This window comes from Corallococcus sp. CA054B, from assembly GCF_003611625.1.
GTDB lineage: Bacteria > Myxococcota > Myxococcia > Myxococcales > Myxococcaceae > Corallococcus > Corallococcus coralloides.
On the sequence record NZ_RAVY01000033.1, the window covers coordinates 22,491 to 40,517 of the forward strand.

Genomic DNA, 18,027 nt, shown 5'->3' on the forward strand with positions numbered 1-18,027 from the left:
GAAGCCGGTTCAGCGGGCGATGGCGATGTACTGGAGCGCGTCGCCCCGCTGGACGCGCAGGAGGATGCTGGCCCCGGCGCTGCCCCGCTCCAGGGCGGCCTTCACCGCGGCGGTATCCTTCACGCGGCGGCGGTTCACCTCCATGACGACGTCGCCCGCGCGCAGGCCGGCCTGCTCCGCCGGGCTGCGCGGCACCACGCCGGACACGAGCGCGCCCAGGAAGGCCTCGTAGCCCAGGGGCGCGGCCACCTCCGGCGTCAGGTCCCGCAGCACCAGCCCCAGGTCGTTGGCGCTGCTGCCGCCCCGGTTGGAGAGCCCTTCGGTGGCCTCCTGCGCGGGCCGGGCGACGAGCCGCACCGCCACCTCCTGGGTGCCGCCGTCACGCAGCAGCGTCAGCTTGGCCTCCGTGCCCGGGGCCAGCAGCGCCACCTTGCGCAGCAGCTGGAGGTAGCTGCCAATGGGCCGGCCGTTCACCGCCACCAGCCGGTCCCCGGGGCGGATGTGCGCCTGGGCGGCGGGGCTGCCGCGGTAGACGTCCTTCACCACCGGGGCCGTTTCGGTGGCATCCGCGCCGTCCTCGTTGATGACGACGCCCAGCCAGCCGCGCTCCAGCTTCCCGTTCTCCCGCAGGTTGGGCAGCAGGTCCTTCACCAGGTTGATGGGCACCGCGAAGCCAATGCCCTGCCCTTCGCTGATGATGGCGGTGTTCACGCCAATCACCTCGCCCTTCATGTTGAAGAGCGGCCCGCCGGAGTTGCCGGGGTTGATGAGCGCGTCGGTCTGGATGAAGTCGTCGAACTGGCCCACGCCCAGCACGCGCTCCTTCGCCGAAATCATGCCGTGCGCCACCGAGTGGTCCAGGCCGAACGGGTTGCCGATGGCCACCACCCAGTCCCCCACCTCCAGCGCGTCCGAGTCGCCCAGGAACACCGCGGGCAGCGTCCCCAGCCCGGCGCCGTTCAGCTTGAGGAGCGCCACGTCCGTGGACGCGTCGCGGCCCACCACCTCCGCGGGGAACTCGCGGCCGTCCGCCAGCCGCACGGACACCTGCTGCACCGGCACCTCGCGGGGGCCGTCCTTGCCCGGCGTGACGCCGGAGCCGGTGGGGTTCAGCGCCGGGCCCTGCGCGTTGGCCACCACGTGGTTGTTGGTGACGACGAGCCCGTCGGGCGTCAGCACGAAGCCGGAGCCGGTGGAGCGCTTCACCGCGCCCGCCACCGCGCCGGGCCCCACCGTGGTGATGTTCACCACGCCTGCCTCCACCGCGCGGATCAGCGGCGCCAGCGACGTGGGGGGCGTGAAATGGGGCAGGCCCGCGTAGCCCGCGGGGCGCTCGCGCCACAGCGAGGACACGCCCGCGGTGACCGGGGCGTCCGCCGTCGCGGGCGTCGGAGAAGCAAACCAGGCCAGGTGCTCGCGCACCCGGGCCTGGAGCCAGGGCTTGAGCGGATCCTCGGCGGCTCCCGCCACCGGGGCGAGCGCCACCACGAGAAGGACGCTGAACAGTCGGACGGACACGGGGTGGCAGCTTACACGGCGGGCCATGGCGTCAGGGCCCAACAGACCGGTGGCCTCCACCCTTCCCGGCCCGCGACGCCCAGGGGGTCGCGGGCCGCGAGGGGACCTCAGGCCTGGCCTCTCAAGCCTCGGCCGGGGCCACGTACCGGGCCACCTTCACCCGGGCGGGGCGGATGACGCGGTCCTTCAGCCGGTAGCCGGCGCGGAACTCGGCGACCACCTTCTGGTCATCCGCGGGGACGGGCGTCACTTCCATGTCCATCGCCTCGGCCACGTTCGGATCATAGGGGCGCCCCATCACCTGGATGCGCTCGATGCCGGTGGCCTGGGCCTTGGACAGCAGGCTGTCGCGGATCATCCGCACGCCCTGCACCACGGGGGACGTGTCCTGCTGGCTGGCGTTGAGCACCAGATCCAGCTCGTCGATGGCCTCCAGCAGCGTGTGGGCCACGTTGCCGCGCTCCACGTCCAGCATGCGCTCCCGCTCGCGGGTGATGCGCTGCTTGAACTCCTCGCGGTCCTTGGTGAGGTCCTGGAGCCCCCGGGCCAGCTCGTTCACCCGGCGGCGGGCCGCCTCCAGCTCGGCCTGGAGCCGCGCCACCTCGCCATCCTGGGCGGCCTCGGCCTGCGTATCGGAGTCAGCCGCCTCCACCTGGGTGTCGGAGGGGGCCTGCGTCTCCGGGGTCTCGTCGCTGCGGGGATTGCCGTCCATTGTCGAACCTGCGCCAGGGGTTGGAAGAAGCGAACCTCGATGAGCGGCGCGAACGTAACCGCGAGGACGGTCCTGTCAACGCGCCTAGTGGTTGGACGGGGCCTGGGGCGGCGCTTCCGCCATGAAGCCGTGATCCACCTGCCCGGTCACCTCGTCGATAATCTCCACCTGGGCGGCGCGAAGGGAGTAGTAGAGGAGCCACCGCTCGGCGGCCGTCAGCGTCCCCGCGGGCAGCGCCTCCTCGATCTCCTGCACCGAGAGCCGGCCGTCCTTCAGGCCCTTGGCGAACAACGCTTTCCGCGCGACGTAGCTCTTTCCGATCCGGTTCTCCACGGCGACGCCTCCTTGTTGTTGGAAAGTAATTTCGCCCACCGGTCACCGCAGGCTGGCGGTGGATCCGGTGGGCGAAGGGCTGCCCGGAGGGCAGGCAGGCTCAGCTCAAGAGTCGAGCTTGCCTTCGGCGTGCTGCGTGGGCGGCACGTTCGGCTCGGACTCCGTGCCCCCCCACGGGGTGCGCGGAGATGACCGTGCGGGCTTCCGGGTGGAGCAGGCCGCGCTGCGCCTGCACCTTGGGCCCCAGGATGGTGATCATCGCCTCCTCCTCGATGACCTCCGTCGCCAGGAGCCGCGCCGCCAGGGCCTCCACCTTGTCGCGGTTCGTGTGGAGGACCTCCCGGGCGCGGTCCAGCGCCTCGGAGACCATCTTGCGGACCTCGTCGTCGATCATCCGCGCCGTCTGCTCGGAGTAGCTGCGCGACTCAGGCAGGCCCGCGGACCGCAAGAAGCCCGGCCCCTGCTCACCGCTCAGCGCCACCGGACCCAGCGTGCTCATGCCGTAGTCGCGGACCATCATCTTGGCGATCTCCGTCGCCTGCTTGATGTCGTTGGACGCGCCGGTGGACACCTCGCCGATGAAGATCTCCTCCGCCGCGCGGCCGCCCATCATGCCGGCCATCTTGTCGCGCAGCTCGTCGAAGGACATGAGGTAGCGGTCCTCCAGCGGCAGCGACATGGTGTAGCCCAGCGCCGCCAGGCCGCGCGGGATGATGGACACCTTGGTCACCCGCTCGGCGTAGGGCAGCATCCAGCCGACCACCGCGTGGCCCGCCTCGTGGTGCGCGACGATCTCCTTCTCGCGCTCGTTCATGCGGCGGTTCTTCTTCTCCAGGCCCGCCACCACGCGCTCGATGGCCTCCTCGAAGTCCGCCCGCATCACCGCGTCGCGGTTCTTGCGCGCGGCCAGCAGCGCCGCCTCGTTCACCACGTTGGCCAGGTCCGCGCCGGCGAAGCCCGGCGTACGCGAGGCAATCACCTTGAGGTCCACGTCCTGGGCCAGCTTCACGCCCTTGGCGTGGATCTCCAGCACCCGCTCGCGGCCGCGCTTGTCCGGGCGGTCCACCAGCACCTGCCGGTCGAAGCGGCCCGGGCGCATCAGCGCGCTGTCCAGAATCTCCGGGCGGTTCGTCGCCGCCAGGATGATGAGGCCCGCGCGGCTGTCGAAGCCGTCCATCTCCGCGAGCAGCTGGTTGAGCGTCTGCTCGCGCTCGTCATGGCCGCCGGCCACGCCCGAGTTGCGGCTCTTGCCGATGGCGTCCAGCTCGTCGATGAAGATGATGCACGGCGCCTTCGCGGTGGCCTGGGCGAAGAGGTCGCGGACGCGGGCCGCGCCCACGCCGACGAACATCTCCACGAACTCCGAACCGGAGAGGTTGAAGAAGGGCACGCCCGCTTCACCCGCCACGGCCCGAGCCAGCAGCGTCTTGCCCGTGCCTGGAGGTCCCACGAGCAGCACGCCCTTGGGGATGCGGCCGCCCAGGCGGCGGAACTTCTCCGGCGTCTTGAGGAACTCGACGATTTCGCGGAGCTCGTCCACGGCCTCGTCCACGCCGGCCACGTCCTTGAAGCCCACGCCGGTGTCGGACTCCGCCTGCACCTTCGCGCGCGTCTTGCCAAAGGACATGACGCTCTGCGGGCCCTGGCCCATGCCACCGGACATCCGGCGCATCATGAAGCTCCAGAAGAGGATGAGCAGGCCCATCGGGATGAGCCAGATCCACAACACCTCACTGAAGCTGGACTGCGGCACGGCCTCGAACTGGATGCCCTTCTGCTCCAGCAGGGGCACCAGGCCTTCATCCCCGGGGACGCGGTAGGCCATCCACGGCAGGGCGCTGGGCTCGCTGCGCAGCGTGCCGCGCTCGCCCGGAGGAGGCTGGGCGTTCTCCTTGAGGAAGCCCTTCACCCACTCGTTTGAAATCTGCACGCGGCTGAACTGATTGTTCTCCACCGCGTCGCGCAGTTGGCTGTACGACACCCGGCGCACGCCCGCGTCCTGAAACACGTTCCGGAACAGCAGGAACCCCAGGACGAGCAGGAGGATGTAGCCCAGTGGTGAGCCGAACTTGAACCCACCTTTCGTGGGTGTTGGCTTGTCGCTCTTCTTTCCGCGCGGGCCCATCCCCGGCGGCAGGTCCTGTGGCTTCATCGTCGGCACGCTCGCCCTCCCCCTCCCCCGTACACACCGACACCATGTCGTGTGACGGTTCCCTCAGCCGGCCAAAGATGGTCACCCCCGCCAAGCCGTCAACCGCAGGGCGTGATCGGATGACGACGAACGAGGTCTTGACTGTCCGATCAGTGGCAGTCGACGCGGACCAGGGGCTCGCCCGCGAACTCACTGCCCAACAGGTAGCCGCGGCCGTCCTGGAGGAACGTCACCGCCTCCGACTGGGCCTGGCTGGCGCCGGGCACCTCCACCACCTGCGCCTGGACGAAGTCCGCCAGCCGCTTCGCGTCCGGGCGGCGCAGCTCCCACACGCGGGTGTAGGTGCGGACCAGCAGGCGCTCGCCGGAGGGGTGCAGGGCGGCGGCGGTGGACAGGCGGTCCACGTCATCCGGCACGCGCAGGGTGCCAAGCCGGCGAGCCTTGCCCGTGGCGCCGGGCTTCAGGCCCTCCACCGCGTACAGGTCGCCCAGGGACGCGCGCGTCTTGGTGAGGATCCCCACCTGCCCGGAGCGGGTGTCGACAATCAGCGACTCGGCGTCATGCGCGCCGTCCTCGTAGGTGAAGGGCAGCGCCTCCACCGGGAGCGAGGCGTCGGTGACGGACGCGGGCTCCGGCAGCCGGAACAGGCGCACCTCCTTGCGCCGCTCGAAGTTGTCGCCGGTGTCCGCCAGGAAGATGCAGGACTCGTTGCCGCCGGGCGTGCACGGGCCCACGGCGATGTCCTCGATGTCGCGGGGGTCCGCGCCGGTGAGGCTCAGCGTGGCCTTCACCGCGCCCGTCTCGTCCAGGGCGAACAGCTCGAAGGCGTTGTTGGAGTCGTTGTGGCCCCAGAAGATGCCCGGGTGGCGCTGGCTGGCGGCCAGGCCGGACAGCTCCGGGACCTGGCGGGGCACGGCGCCCGTCTGGCGGCCGTCCGTGTAGAGCAGGCAGCCCTCCATCCCCGTGGCGGGCACCTGGTGCATGCCGGCGTCCGGGGCGCTGGAGGCCGAGGGCGTGGGACGGGAGCTGGAGCAGGCGGCGGACAGCAGGAGGCCCGCGGCGGCGGCGAGGCGCGTGGTGGGGCGCACGGTCAGTGGTCCAGGTCCAGCAGCCGGGCCAGGGTCTTCGCGTCCGCGTCGGGGAAGCGGTACTCGCCCATCTCCTCCAGGGCCACCCAGCGGTGGTCATGCACGCGCAGGTGGTGGATCTCCGCGTCCGGGTCGCTCAGGCGGCAGCGGAACACGCGAAAGTCGATGTCGTAGGTCGGGTACTCGTGGCGGGTGTGCATGACCTGCTCGAGCACCTGGATGCGGACCCCCATCTCCTCGAGCAGCTCGCGGGCGAGGGCCACCGTGTCCTGCTCCCCCTCCTCCACCCGGCCGCCCGGGAACTCCCAGAGCAGGGGCAGCGACGCGGTGGGAGGACGCTGGGTGATGAGGTAGCGACCCATCTCGTTCTGGAGCATCGCGCCGACGACTCGCACGTGACGACGGGTCATTCACTTCTCCTCGATTGGGGTCCCAAAGATGGACGACAGGGTGCGGCGGCGTAACACAGCCCCTGACCGGCGCCAATGCGCAAGGTCCCTCCTGGGCAGCAGCGTGCGCACGCCCGGGACGCGAGGCCACCCCACCCGGCCCCGGCGGGTGGGTCAGGGCCGCAAAAGCGGGGTTCCAGCGGGCCCGGAGGGGGCCTGGAGCCGCCTGGATCCTGAGGGAAGCGGGCTGTTGGGGACTTCACGTCCCAGGGAGGCGCTCCCCGGCCGGGCCGCCGTCCATGAGGGGTGCGTGTGGGATTCAAGTGACGCGCGGGCCGGATGGCGCCATGCTCGGGGGATGACACAGAGTCGGAGAGAGCGGGCCGAAGCGCTTGGCGCCGCGCTGAAGGCAGCGCGGCAGCAGGCGGGGCTCTCCATGGAGGAAGTCGCGGAGCACCTGGAACTGGGCGTGGAAGTCCTGGCCCGCGTCGAGCGAGGAGTGATGGTCCCCACCATTCCCACGCTGAGCCGGCTGTGCGCCCTGATGAAGCTGGACCCGGACAGCCTGCCGGACCTCCCGGAGCTGAGTGATTGACGCGTCTGGCGGGCCCCTCCCCGGCCCGCCGGCGCGTCGCCCGTCCCGTCAGCCCAGCCGCCCCACGAGGTGCGGCTTCCCCTCCTCCGACAGCACCCGGAACGCCACGCCCGCGGACTCGCGAGCCGTCTGGAACGTCACCCGGGACGGAAGGAAGAGGGGCTTCTTGAAGTCGCAATCCAATTGGAGCGCGTCCGCGTGGGCCGCCTCGCCCAGCTCCGCCACGCAGCGCGCGAGCGTCCACATGCCGTGCGCGATGGCGCGAGGAAAGCCGAAGGGCTTCGCGGTGATGGCGGTGAGGTGGATGGGGTTGAAGTCACCGGAGGCCCGCGCGTAGCGGCGCCCGGTGTCCGCGGGGATGTTCCAGGACGCGGGGCGGCTGGACGCGAAGCGCGTGTCCTCCAGCGGCGGGGCCTTGCGCGCGCCGTCCTTGTCCTTCCGCCCGGCGTGGCGGCGCAGCATGGTGCTGACGGCCTGCCACAGCAGCTCGCCGCTCTCCTGGGCTTCGACGCGCGTCTCGATGTCGAACTCGTGGCCGGCGGGCACTTCGCGCTGGCCGTCGAAGCGGCAGGTCACGGTGAGCGCGGCGGTGTCGGGCAGGCGGTGGTGCTGCTGGATGCGGTTGCGCACGTGCACGATGCCCATCGCGGAGTGCGGGAAGTCCGGCAGGCTCAGCAGCTGGAGGTGCAGCGGCGTGGCCATGACCTGCGGGTACGTGAGCGGCAGGAGGCCGTCGGCGTCGAAGCCGCACGCGGTGCGGTAGCGCTCCAGCAGCACGGGCGACGCGCGGCAGCCATGCGCCCGCAGCGTCAGGGCCGGCAGCGTGGTGCTGCCCCGGGACTTCCCGAAGGGATTCGCCGCGCGCAGCAGCGTGGCGGGCATCGCCGGGAGCGAGTGCAGGTCGAGGATGGGAGCGGACATGCGGCGGATTCTCCGACACCCGCTCCCGCCGCGCGCGGGATTTGTGAGCCCGCGTGCGTCAGCTCTTGAGCCCGTGCCGGCGCAGGAGCCGGTACAGGTAGACGCGGTCCATGTCCGCGGCGGCGGCGGCCTGGGACACCTTGCCTCCGTGCAGCTTGAGGAGCGCTTCGACGTAGTCGTGCTCGAAGGTCTCCAGCGCCCGGCGCCGGGACTCCGCGTACGTCAACGAGGCATCCACCGCGCGAGGCGCGACAGGGGCCAGGGCATCCGGTGACGTGGGCGGCAGCGCGCTCTGGAAGACGAGGCAGCGCTCCAGGTGGTTGCGCAGCTCGCGCACGTTGCCCGGCCAGGCGGCGCGCTGGAGCCGCGCGAGGAAGTCCGGCGTGGTGAGCTCCGCGAGCTGTTCGGGCGTGGCGCCCAGCCCCGCGAGGATGCGCTCGACGATGAGCGGGATGTCCTCCGTGCGCTCGCGCAGTGACGGCAGCGGGATGCCCACCACCGCGAGGCGGAAGAACAGGTCCGCGCGGAAGCGGCCCTCGTGGACCTCCGTGCGCAGGTCGCGGTGCGTGGCCGCGATGACGCGCACGTTGACCGCCTGGTACGTGTTGGAGCCCAGGCGGCGGATCTCCCGGTTCTCCAGCACGCGCAGCAGCTTGGGCTGGAGCTCGGCGGGCAGCTCGCCGATCTCGTCCAGGAAGATGGTGCCTCCGTCGGCCTCCTCGAAGGCGCCCACGCGGCGCTGGATGGCGCCGGTGAAGGCTCCCTTCTCGTGTCCGAACAGCTCGCTCTCCAGGAGGTTGGCCGGGAGCGCACCGCAGTCCACGACGAGGAACGGCGCGTTCGCGCGAGCCCCGGCGCGGTGGATGGCGAGCGCCGCGCGGCTCTTGCCCGTGCCCGTCTCCCCCTCCAGCAGCACCGTGGCGTTGCATGCCGCCGCGCACGCCATGCGCTCGAAGCTGGCCCTCGCCGCGGCGGACGTGGCCACCAGCTCTCCGAAGGTCGCCTGCTCCGGAGCCACCTGCATCCGACGCGCACGCTGGGCCTCGTCGATGTTCGACGGCGCGGGCAATACCGTCTCGTGACGCGCGGGGGGATGGCCCCCCGTGGATCCACTCCGTGCCCGGGCTCGGAACTGGCGCCACCGCACCCCGTCCACGTAGGTCCCTGGACGTTCATCCTGGGCCCGCGCGCGCGCCCCCTTCTGCTCCGACTTCATCTCGCAGTGGAAACGCGGCACGGCGGACTCCTCGCTCGGCAGGTTCATGGAGGAAACGGTTCCCCCCCGGGACCGGTGACGGATGGTGGACCGCGCTCAGTAGGCGCGGAGGATCTTCAGGCGCCAGCCCTGCGGCCACAGCGAGTCGTAGTACCCCCGGTAGCCGCTGTAGTCGGAGCCATACAGCTGGAGCTCGCCCGCGGTGCCAGGCCGCCACACCGCCGTGTAGAGCGTCTGCCCGTTCACCACGTACGGCTCCAGCAACTTCAGGCGCCAGCCCTGCGGCCACAGCGAGTCATACGTCGCGCGGTAGGACGCGTACGTGACGCCGTACACCTGCACCTCGCCCTCGGTGCTGGGGCGCCACACGGCCGTGTAATACGTCTGCCCGTTCACCACGTACGGCTGAAGCAGCTTCAGACGCCAGCCCTGCGGCCAGAGCGAGTCGTACGTCGAGCGGTACGACGCATAGGTCGCGCCGTAGATTTGAATCTCCCCTTCCGTGCTCGGGCGCCAGACGGCCGTGTAGTACGTCTGCCCGTTCACCACGTACGGCTGGAGGATCTTCAGGCGCCAGCCCTGCGGCCACAGCTCGTCGTACTTCGCGCGGAAGGCGGTGTACGTGGCGCCGTAGAGCTGGATTTCCCCTTCCGTGCTTGGGCGCCAGACGGCGTTGTAGAGCACCTGCGTGCCCACCACGTATGGCTGCAGCGTGTGCAGCCGCCAGCCCTGTGACCAGAGCTGATCATACTTCTCGCGGTAGTCCGCGTAGGTGCGGGCGTAGGCCTGGATCTCCGACTGCGTGCTCGGCTCCCACACCGCCGTGAAGGTGCCCGGGAGGTTGGGGATGCCCACGTCCGTGTACTGGGTGATGCGGCACGCGGCCGTGTTGGGCAGCGGCACCTCGTTGCGGCGCAGCGCACAGGCGCGGAGCTCGGCGGCGGCCGCGGCGTTGTCCGGGCTGTAGTAGGTGGAGCCCGGCGTCATCCAGATGGGCGATGAGGGCGAGTGCGGGTTCTTCGCCACCTCCGACGTCGCGGTGGCGCGGATGCCCAGGTCCAGCGCCACGCCGTCGTCGTAGCCCAGCTGGTTGTTCGTGCCCATGCGGTGGCAGCCCAGGCACACGTTGCCGGCGACCTCCACCTTGTAGGCCTTCCACGTCGCGAAGTCCGCGCCGATGAAGCGGTAGGGCTGGTCGCGGTTGAAGCCGTAGTCGCCCGCGCCCGGCAGCTTGTTCACGCCCGTCAGCTGCGTCAGGTACGGCGAGCGGATCAGCGCCCCGTTGTCATGGCAGCGCACGCAGCGGATGGACGCCGTGTCCGCGGGCGTCTTCCAGCTCCACGCGCCCGTGCCCTTGGAGGGCGCCTTCACGTCCGCGCCGTAGAGCGTGCCCAGCGCCTGGTAGAAGCAGGTGGCGCCGTTCTTCTTGTTCGTCTGGATGACGGCGATGTCGCCGTAGTAGTTCGCCGCGTTCCCCTGCTTGCGGCAGTGCGCGACGATGGACACGTCCGCCGTGTCCTTCAGCACCTGGAAGCGGCTGCCGGGGTCGCACTGCTCGTTGAGCCGGTTGGGCCGGTCACACTTGCCGTTGACGTGGTTCGTCGTGGGCACGAGCGTGCCCAGCTCGCAGTTGAAGTCCGGCACCGTGGCGCCGATGGCCGCGTCGCACTTGGCCGCGTACTGCTCCAGCGTGTCCGACAGCGCGGACGTCTGCTGGGCCAGGACGGGCTCATCGGAGGACGACACGAGCCGGTGCTCGGCGTTCACTCCGGTGCCTTCACCACACGCACCCAGCCCGACCGTGGCGGCCAGACCCAGCAGGGCCCACGCCGCACGCAACGAAGTCTTCATGACGAATGCCTCTCGCTTCCCTGGAGACACGGCGACGATGCGCGCGTGGAGGCATGCCCTCTTCCGTCAGCCGACGGACGGACCTGTGACCCGGGACCCCTCCCAGGCGTGTTCCAGCACCCCTCGTGGGCCATTACGCCGGGGCTTCTGGATATTCCCGGACAATTCCGGGGGCTTTTCCGGAGGGTCAGCGCACGGTGAGGTCGACCACGAAGCCGGCGGCGGCGTCACCCTCGCGGGAGGCGTCGATGACGTCGGGGCGCTCGTCGCCCACCCACAGGCCCAGCACGTCGTACACCAGCCACTGCGCCAGGGACCGGGAGGCTCCCTGCGCGGCCTCACGCGGCACACCGGACAGGGCGCCCTGCGCCTCCATTGACGCGCGAGCCAGCCGGGCCGGCATCACCCACAGCTCCGGGCGCACGAAGGCGGGCACCAGGAAGAGGCAGAACGCGGCCTCCGTGCGCGCGAGCAGCGCGTCCAGGCGCTCGCGGCCCAGGCGGAACGTGGGCAGCCACTGCCCCTCTCCGCGCTGCTCCAGCTTCGCCACCGGCACGCGGACGACACGGCGCGTGCGCACGAAGCCCTCGCGCTCCACGGACACGATGAAGGCGATCTCCGAAGCGGCTTCCGGCGGAGGCTCCGGGTGGCGGTGCACCGTCATGGACAGCGACAGCGGCGACGCCACCAGCGAACCCAGCGCCGCCTGCACATGCGCCAGCTCCGAGCGCAGCCCTTCGAGCAGGCCCGCGACCAGCTCCGGCGTCTCCTCGCGGAAGCGCTGGAGATGGCGCTGGGCGGCGTCCGCCTCCACGCGCCCCACCGCGCCCACGAGCACGTCCTCCAGGTCGCGGTCGCGCAGCCAGGTGCGTCCCCCCAGGGGCACCGCGCGCGTCACGTGCAGGTGGCGCAGGGAGGCCGTCAGCGTCGAGGGCTCGGAGGGCTCCGAGGGAGGTGCGTGCTTGTCCTGCCCTGCTCCGGCCTGGAGGTAGGACTGAATCGAGCGGGCGCGGAAGCGGGCCCGGGGAGACGGATGCTCCAGCAGCTTGCGCACCAGCCGCCGATCCGTGGCGTTGCGGACGAGCGACAGCGTGGCCAGCTCCGCCTCCGACGAGGCTTCATCGGGTGCGCACCACAGGAGGAACTCGATGGCCGCCTTGCGCAGCACGGGCTTGCGGCCCATGCGCCAGGTGACCTCCTTGCGCCAGGCGACCAACCCATCCAGACCGGGCCGCGCGGGCGTGCGGAAGCGCGGCCACATCTCCGCGCACTCCTCCGCCAGCCACACCAGGTGCGTGAAGCCGGGCAGCGACTCCAGCTTCGCGCGGGCGCGGGTGCGCCGCTCGAACGCCTCCGGCACGCCACGCCGCACGGAGGCGCGGAACAGACGCTCCTCCAGCCACAGGAGCGTGAGCGCCAGCGCGGGCTCGGCCTTGCGCATCGTGCCCTGGCAGTGGTCGAGCACGAAGCGCGCGTGGCCCAGGTCCGCGGCGGTCTCGAAGTCGCTCTGCACGAGCGCGCCCAGTGCGCCGCGCAGGCCATCCACCGGAGGCGCGTCGAAGAGCGTGAGCAGGTCGCAGAGGTTCTCCACCACCGCGGGCGGTCCGCCCACCTCCACGGTGCGCGCCAACAGGAGCCCCGCGCGCGAACACCAGTCCGGCTCCTTGCGCCCGTTGGGGTAGCACGCGAGGAAGCCGCGCATGCCGGTGCGGCCGTCCGGTGACGTGGCCAGCGCGAAGAGGCGCTCGCCCAGCACTTCACTGGCCTCACGCCACGGGATGCGCGCGGCGCGCGAGCGGATGAAGTCGGTGAGCTTGTCGCGGCCACCGTCGCGCGTGTCGGGGAGCAGCGAGCGCAGCTGCTCCAGCAGGTCCACGGACTTCGCGCCCGTGCCCATGACGTACTTGAGGTCCACCTCCACCGAGTCCTGGAAGCGCAACGCGCGGCCGTCGTAGGTGCAGGACACGTCGCGCACCAGCAGCGACAGCGCCTCCGGGTGGCGCTTGAGGTGGCGCGTGAGCACCGTGGAGATCGTGGTGGTGCTTTCCCGCTGGATGCGCTCGGCGCTCTCCGTGTCGCCCGCCTCGCGGAGCGCGGCCACCGCTGCGTCCCGCCTCGCGAGCATCTGCTTCAAGAGCCCCTGGCGTGGCTCTTCGTAGGGCCAGAGCAGTTCGCTGAGGGAGGACAGGAGGAACAGCAGCTCGGCCGGGGTGCGCTCTCCCGGGGACAGCCGCTCCCACGCGGCGGCCTGGGCGCGCGTGCGCTCCTCCAGCGAAGCACCGCGCACCCAGCGGGCGAAGTCCTCGCGCCACTCCGCGCTCGACGCCACGGCCTCTTGCGGCGCCGCGGCGGCGACGCGCGCATGGAGGGCCTGGAGTGGCTCCGGCCAGGAGGCTTCAACCAACGGCTGCATGGGACCTCGACGGGCTCACCCGGACCTCGAAGTGCTGGCCGGGACCAGGGCCGAGGGCTCGGGGCTGGGGGCCACGGTGATGATCACGGACTTCGACGTGGGCGTGCGGCTCTTCTCCGCGAAGCTGCCCACCGGCACCAGCACGTTCGCTTCCGGGAAGTACGTGGCCGCGCACTGGCGCGGGATGTTGTACGGCACCACCAGGAACTCGCGCGCCACCCGCGTCTCTCCCTGGAAGTGGCTGGTGAGGTCCACCTTCTGCCCCGCCGTCAGCCCGCGCGCCTTCACGTCCTCCGGGTGCAGGAACACCACGCGCCGCCCCTGGTGGATGCCCCGGTAGCGGTCGTCCAGTCCGTACACGGTGGTGTTGTACTGATCATGCGAGCGCAGCGTCATCATCATCAGCTGCCCGGGCTCCAGCCGGTGGCGCGGTATCTGATGCACGGTGAAGTGCGCCTTGCCGTCCTTCGTCGTGAAGCGGCCCTCGCGGGGCCCGTTGGGCAGCGCGAACCCGCCGGGCTGGTGCACGCGGCGGTTGAAGTCCTCGAAGCCCGGGATGCAGCGCTGGATCAGCTCGCGCACCCGGTCGTAGTCCTCCACCAGGGACAGCCACGACACCTTCGAGCGCGCACCCAGCACCGCTTGCGCCAGCCGGGCCACGATGACGGGCTCGCTGAGCAGGTGCTCGGACGCGGGGGCCACGGCGCCGCGCGACGCGTGCACCATCCCCATCGAGTCCTCCACCGTCACGAACTGCCGCCCCGCCGCCTGCACGTCGTGCTCCGTGCGCCCCAGGCACGGGAGGATGAGCGCGCGCTGGCCATGCACCAGGTGCGCGCGGTTGAGCTTGGTGGACACGTGCACCGTGAGCCGCGCACGCCGGAGCGCCTGCGCGGTGAACTCCGTGTCCGGTGTGGCGGACAGGAAGTTGCCGCCCATGGCGAAGAACACCTTCACGCGCCCGTCGTGCAGCGCCTGGATCGTCCCCACCGTGTCCAGGCCGGTGTGGCGCGGCGGCGCGAAGCCGAACTCCTTCGACAGCGCGTCCATGAACTCCGGCTTGGCATGCTCCCAGATGCCCATGGTGCGGTCGCCCTGCACGTTGCTGTGACCGCGCACCGGGCACACGCCCGCGCCCTGCTTGCCGATGCTGCCGCGCAGGAGCGTGAGGTTCACGATCTCCTGCACGTTGCCCACCGCGTTCTTGTGCTGCGTGAGCCCCATGGCCCAGCAGAAGATGGTGCGCTCCGAGCGCGCCAGGATGTCCGCGGCCTCTTCGATCTGCTCGCGCGGCACCCCGCTCTCTTCCACCACGTCGTCCCAGGACACCGTGGCCAGGTGCGCCACGTACGCGTCGAAGCCCGTCGTCTTGCCCTCGACGAAGGCCCGGTCCACCACCGTGCCCGGCGCCTTCGCCTCGCGGTCCAGCAGCGCCTTGCCCAGGCCCTGGAGCAGCGCCACGTCGCCGTTGATGCGCACCTGGAGGAACAGCTTGTTCAGCGCCGTGCCCGGGCCGAACAGGTGCAGCACCTCCTGCGGGTGCTTGAAGCGGTTGAGCCCCGTCTCCGGCAACGGGTTGATGCTGACGATTTCACAGCCCCTGCGCGCGGCGGCCTGGAGCGCCGTCAGCATGCGCGGGTGGTTGGTGCCCGGGTTCTGCCCGATGACGAAGATGGCCTGCGCGTGGTCGAAGTCCTCCAGCGTCACCGACCCCTTGCCAATGCCAATCGTCTCCGACAACCCCGTGCCGCTGGACTCGTGGCACATGTTCGAGCAGTCCGGCAGGTTGTTGGTGCCGAACTGCCGCACGAACAGTTGGTAGAGGAACGCGGCCTCGTTGCTCGTGCGGCCGGACGTGTAGAAGGCCGCCTCGTCCGGCGAGCCCAGCGCGTTCAATTCCTCCGCCACCAGCGCGAAGGCCTCATCCCAGGAGATGGGCTCGTAGTGCGCCGCGCCCTCGCGCAGCACCATGGGGTGCGTGAGGCGGCCCGCCTTGCCCAGCCACAGGTCGGACTGCTCCGCGAGCCGCGCCACGCTCCACTCGCGGAAGAACTCCGGCGTCACGCGCTCGCGTGTGCCCTCCTCCGCCAGCGCCTTCGCGCCGTTCTCGCAGTACTCCTGCACGGACCGGTGCGAGGGGTCGGGCCACGCGCAGCCCGGACAGTCGAAGCCGTCCTGCTGGTTGACCTTCCAGATGAGCTTGCCGCCGCGCCACGGGCCCGCCTCGCCCAGCACGTGCTTGAACGCGCTCAGCACCGCCGTCACGCCGCCCGCCACCGTCTTCACCGGACCCACGTCCGGAGCCCGGTTCTCCAACGGAGGCTGGGCCGCCGGCACCGCCAGCGCGTTCCCCTTCCCGTCCTGTCCCTGATCCATGTCCCACCTCTGCGCGGCGGGACTCTACCGCGCCCGAGCCTTCCCGACAGGCGGGGGCCTGGACCGGCTGGCCAGGCATCGCCGATGTCGACGTGCGCCAGGACTCCAGAGTCCCCATAACTCCACGGAAAACCACGATTTCAAGCCTCACGGGGCTCGTGCAACAATGGGGTTCACGCGGAGTGCCCCCCGGCGCTCCGCGTCACCCCCGCAGCAGGAGGCATCCCCCCATGAAGGCCTTCCGTTCCGCCGTCGTCGCCGCGCTGTTCCTGTCCCTCCCCGCCCTGGCCGCGCCGATGGTCCACAGCATCTGGTCCAGCCAGGGCCTCTACGTCGCCGACACCACCGGGCGCTACCCGGTGACGAGCGCCAACGTTGTCGTCTCCTGGAACCAGTCCACCAACACCGCGTTCGTGAACTTCCACGGGTTCGCGGGCGGCAACGAGTACGACTTCGAACTGGTGGGCTCGCCGGCCATCGCGACCACCGTGGATGACATCACCGGCATCTGGAACATCCGCCGCAACGGCGCGTTCATCTGCACCGGCTGCTCGGGCACCGCCTACTGGCTGAGCCTGCCCGCGGGCGCTGGCAACTACTTCAAGTTCTACGACTCCACCAACGTGTTCCACTTCAGCGCCTACATCGACGCGCGCAAGGACTACTGACGCACGGCGTCCAGCGTGTCCGGGAGCAACGCTGTCCCTGCACGCAAGCCCCCCGCGGCCCCGGGGGTTCGGTTAGGGTGCCCGCCCCGAGCGCCCCTTCCTGGCGCCCCCTTTCCAGGAGTCTTCCGCATGTCCCGCATCATCCGCGCCTCTCGCGGCACCACCCTCTCCTGCAAGGGCTGGGTGCAGGAGGCCGCGCTCCGGATGCTGATGAACAACCTCGACCCGGAGGTGGCCGAGCAGCCCGGAGACCTGGTCGTCTACGGCGGCACCGGCAAGGCCGCCCGGGACTGGCCGTCCTTCGACCGCATCGTCCAGAGCCTCCAGAGCCTCACCGACGAGGAGACGCTGCTCGTGCAGTCCGGCAAGCCCGTGGGCATCCTGCGCACGCACCCGGACGCGCCGCGCGTGCTCATCGCCAACTCCAACCTCGTGGGCCACTGGGCCAACTGGGAGCACTTCCACGAGCTGGAGAAGAAGGGCCTGATGATGTACGGCCAGATGACGGCCGGCTCGTGGATCTACATCGGCACGCAGGGCATCCTGCAGGGCACCTACGAGACCTTCGCCGCCGCGGGCCGCTTCCACTTCGGCAGCGAGGACCTGGCCGGCCGCCTCATCCTCTCCGGTGGCCTGGGCGGCATGGGCGGCGCGCAGCCCCTGGCCGCGACCATGAACAACGCCGTGTTCCTGGGCGTGGAAATCGATCCGCACCGCGCCCAGCGCCGCGTGGAGACGCGCTACCTGGACGTCGTGGCCAAGGACCTGGATGAGGCGCTGGCCCTGGCGAAGGACGCGCAGCAGAAGCGCGTGGGCCGCTCCATCGCCATCATCGGCAACGCGGCGTCGGTGTTCCGGGAGCTGTACAAGCGCGGCATCAAGCCGGACCTCGTCACGGACCAGACGAGCGCGCATGATCCGCTCAACGGCTACATCCCCACGGACCTGTCGCTGGAGGCCGCCGCGGAGCTGCGCAAGCGCGACCCGGAGGGCTACGTGAAGCGCGCCCGCGAGTCGATGATCATGCACGTGCAGGCCATGAACGACTTCCAGGCCGCCGGCAGCCACGTCTTCGACTACGGCAACAACCTGCGCGGCCAGGCGAAGGTGGGCGGCATGGAGAACGCCTTCGAGTTCCCCGGCTTCGTGCCCGCGTACATCCGCCCGCTGTTCTGCGAGGGCCTGGGGCCCTTCCGCTGGGTGGCGCTGTCCGGAGACCCGGAGGACATCCGCCGCACGGACCGCGCGGTGCGCGAGCTCTTCCCGCAGAAGGCGTCGCTCAACCGCTGGCTGGACATGGCCCAGGAGCGCGTGGCGTTCCAGGGCCTGCCCGCGCGCATCTGCTGGCTGGGCTACGGCGAGCGCGCCAAGGCGGGCCTCGCGTTCAACGAGCTGGTCCGCAAGGGCGAGGTGAAGGCGCCCATCGTGATTGGCCGCGACCACCTGGACTGCGGCAGCGTCGCGTCCCCCAACCGCGAGACGGAGGCCATGAAGGACGGCTCGGACGCGGTGGCGGACTGGCCCATCCTCAACGCGCTGGTGAACGCGGTGAACGGCGCCTCGTGGGTGTCGTTCCACCACGGCGGCGGCGTGGGCATGGGCTACTCGCTGCACGCGGGCCAGGTCATCGTCGCGGACGGCACGCCGGAGGCCGCGCGCCGCATCGAGCGCGTGCTCACGTCCGACCCCGGCATGGGCGTGCTGCGCCACGCGGACGCGGGCTACCCGGAGGCCATCGACGTGGCGAAGGAGCGGGGCGTGCGCATCCCCGGCCTCACCGCCTAGAGTGCGGCGG

Annotated in this window: 13 protein-coding genes and 1 pseudogene; 3 read left to right on the plus strand and 11 right to left on the minus strand. The window is 71.0% G+C overall.

The window, feature by feature from the left end; genetic code table 11:
- Positions 1-9: 9 nt before the first annotated feature.
- The 6 genes and pseudogenes from D7V80_RS11095 to D7V80_RS11120 all read right to left on the minus strand — a co-directional run bounded on the left by D7V80_RS11095 (position 10) and on the right by D7V80_RS11120 (position 6,213).
- Positions 10-1,545: a trypsin-like peptidase domain-containing protein gene (locus D7V80_RS11095; protein WP_199738501.1), complete on the minus strand. Its 1,536-nt coding sequence runs from the start codon at positions 1,543-1,545 to the stop codon at positions 10-12.
- A gap of 94 nt (positions 1,546-1,639) precedes the next feature.
- A complete protein-coding gene (locus D7V80_RS11100; RefSeq protein WP_120588118.1) occupies positions 1,640-2,230 on the minus strand; it encodes a nucleotide exchange factor GrpE in 591 nt (196 codons plus the stop codon).
- 84 nt (positions 2,231-2,314) lie between these two features.
- Positions 2,315-2,563, minus strand: coding sequence for a hypothetical protein (locus D7V80_RS11105; protein ID WP_120588119.1), 249 nt, complete (start codon positions 2,561-2,563; stop codon positions 2,315-2,317).
- A gap of 105 nt (positions 2,564-2,668) precedes the next feature.
- Positions 2,669-4,688, minus strand: a pseudogene (ftsH, locus tag D7V80_RS11110) (ATP-dependent zinc metalloprotease FtsH).
- Positions 4,689-4,864: 176 nt separating this feature from the next.
- Positions 4,865-5,803, minus strand: a complete 939-nt coding sequence (locus tag D7V80_RS11115) for a hypothetical protein (RefSeq protein ID WP_199738503.1) — start codon at positions 5,801-5,803, stop codon at positions 4,865-4,867.
- Between the two features lie 2 nt (positions 5,804-5,805).
- Complete coding sequence (locus D7V80_RS11120; RefSeq protein WP_120588120.1) at positions 5,806-6,213, minus strand: (deoxy)nucleoside triphosphate pyrophosphohydrolase; 408 nt, start codon at positions 6,211-6,213, stop codon at positions 5,806-5,808.
- Between the two features lie 337 nt (positions 6,214-6,550).
- Between D7V80_RS11120 and D7V80_RS11125 the strand changes: the two genes are divergently transcribed.
- Positions 6,551-6,787, plus strand: coding sequence for a helix-turn-helix domain-containing protein (locus tag D7V80_RS11125; protein ID WP_043321491.1), 237 nt, complete (start codon positions 6,551-6,553; stop codon positions 6,785-6,787).
- A gap of 48 nt (positions 6,788-6,835) precedes the next feature.
- Here D7V80_RS11125 and D7V80_RS11130 read toward each other — a convergent pair whose 3' ends face one another.
- The 5 genes from D7V80_RS11130 to D7V80_RS11150 form a co-directional block, all read right to left on the minus strand.
- Complete coding sequence (locus tag D7V80_RS11130) at positions 6,836-7,708, minus strand: MaoC family dehydratase (RefSeq protein ID WP_120588121.1); 873 nt, start codon at positions 7,706-7,708, stop codon at positions 6,836-6,838.
- Between the two features lie 58 nt (positions 7,709-7,766).
- Positions 7,767-8,972 (minus strand): sigma-54-dependent Fis family transcriptional regulator, encoded by a 1,206-nt coding sequence (locus tag D7V80_RS11135; protein ID WP_120588122.1) that lies wholly within the window; start codon positions 8,970-8,972, stop codon positions 7,767-7,769.
- A gap of 48 nt (positions 8,973-9,020) precedes the next feature.
- Positions 9,021-10,775 (minus strand): hypothetical protein, encoded by a 1,755-nt coding sequence (locus tag D7V80_RS11140; protein ID WP_147447041.1) that lies wholly within the window; start codon positions 10,773-10,775, stop codon positions 9,021-9,023.
- A gap of 187 nt (positions 10,776-10,962) precedes the next feature.
- Entirely contained in the window at positions 10,963-13,188 is a 2,226-nt protein-coding gene (locus D7V80_RS11145; protein ID WP_120588124.1) for a hypothetical protein, read from the minus strand.
- A gap of 15 nt (positions 13,189-13,203) precedes the next feature.
- Complete coding sequence (locus D7V80_RS11150; protein WP_120588125.1) at positions 13,204-15,564, minus strand: FdhF/YdeP family oxidoreductase; 2,361 nt, start codon at positions 15,562-15,564, stop codon at positions 13,204-13,206.
- Between the two features lie 230 nt (positions 15,565-15,794).
- On the opposite strand from D7V80_RS11150, the gene D7V80_RS11155 reads away from it, so the two are divergent.
- Together D7V80_RS11155 and hutU are read left to right on the plus strand one after the other, a co-directional pair.
- Positions 15,795-16,232: a hypothetical protein gene (locus tag D7V80_RS11155; protein WP_120588126.1), complete on the plus strand. Its 438-nt coding sequence runs from the start codon at positions 15,795-15,797 to the stop codon at positions 16,230-16,232.
- Between the two features lie 129 nt (positions 16,233-16,361).
- On the plus strand, positions 16,362-18,017 hold the full coding sequence (gene hutU / locus D7V80_RS11160) for a urocanate hydratase (protein ID WP_120588127.1): 1,656 nt from the start codon (positions 16,362-16,364) through the stop codon (positions 18,015-18,017).
- Positions 18,018-18,027 lie beyond the last annotated feature (10 nt).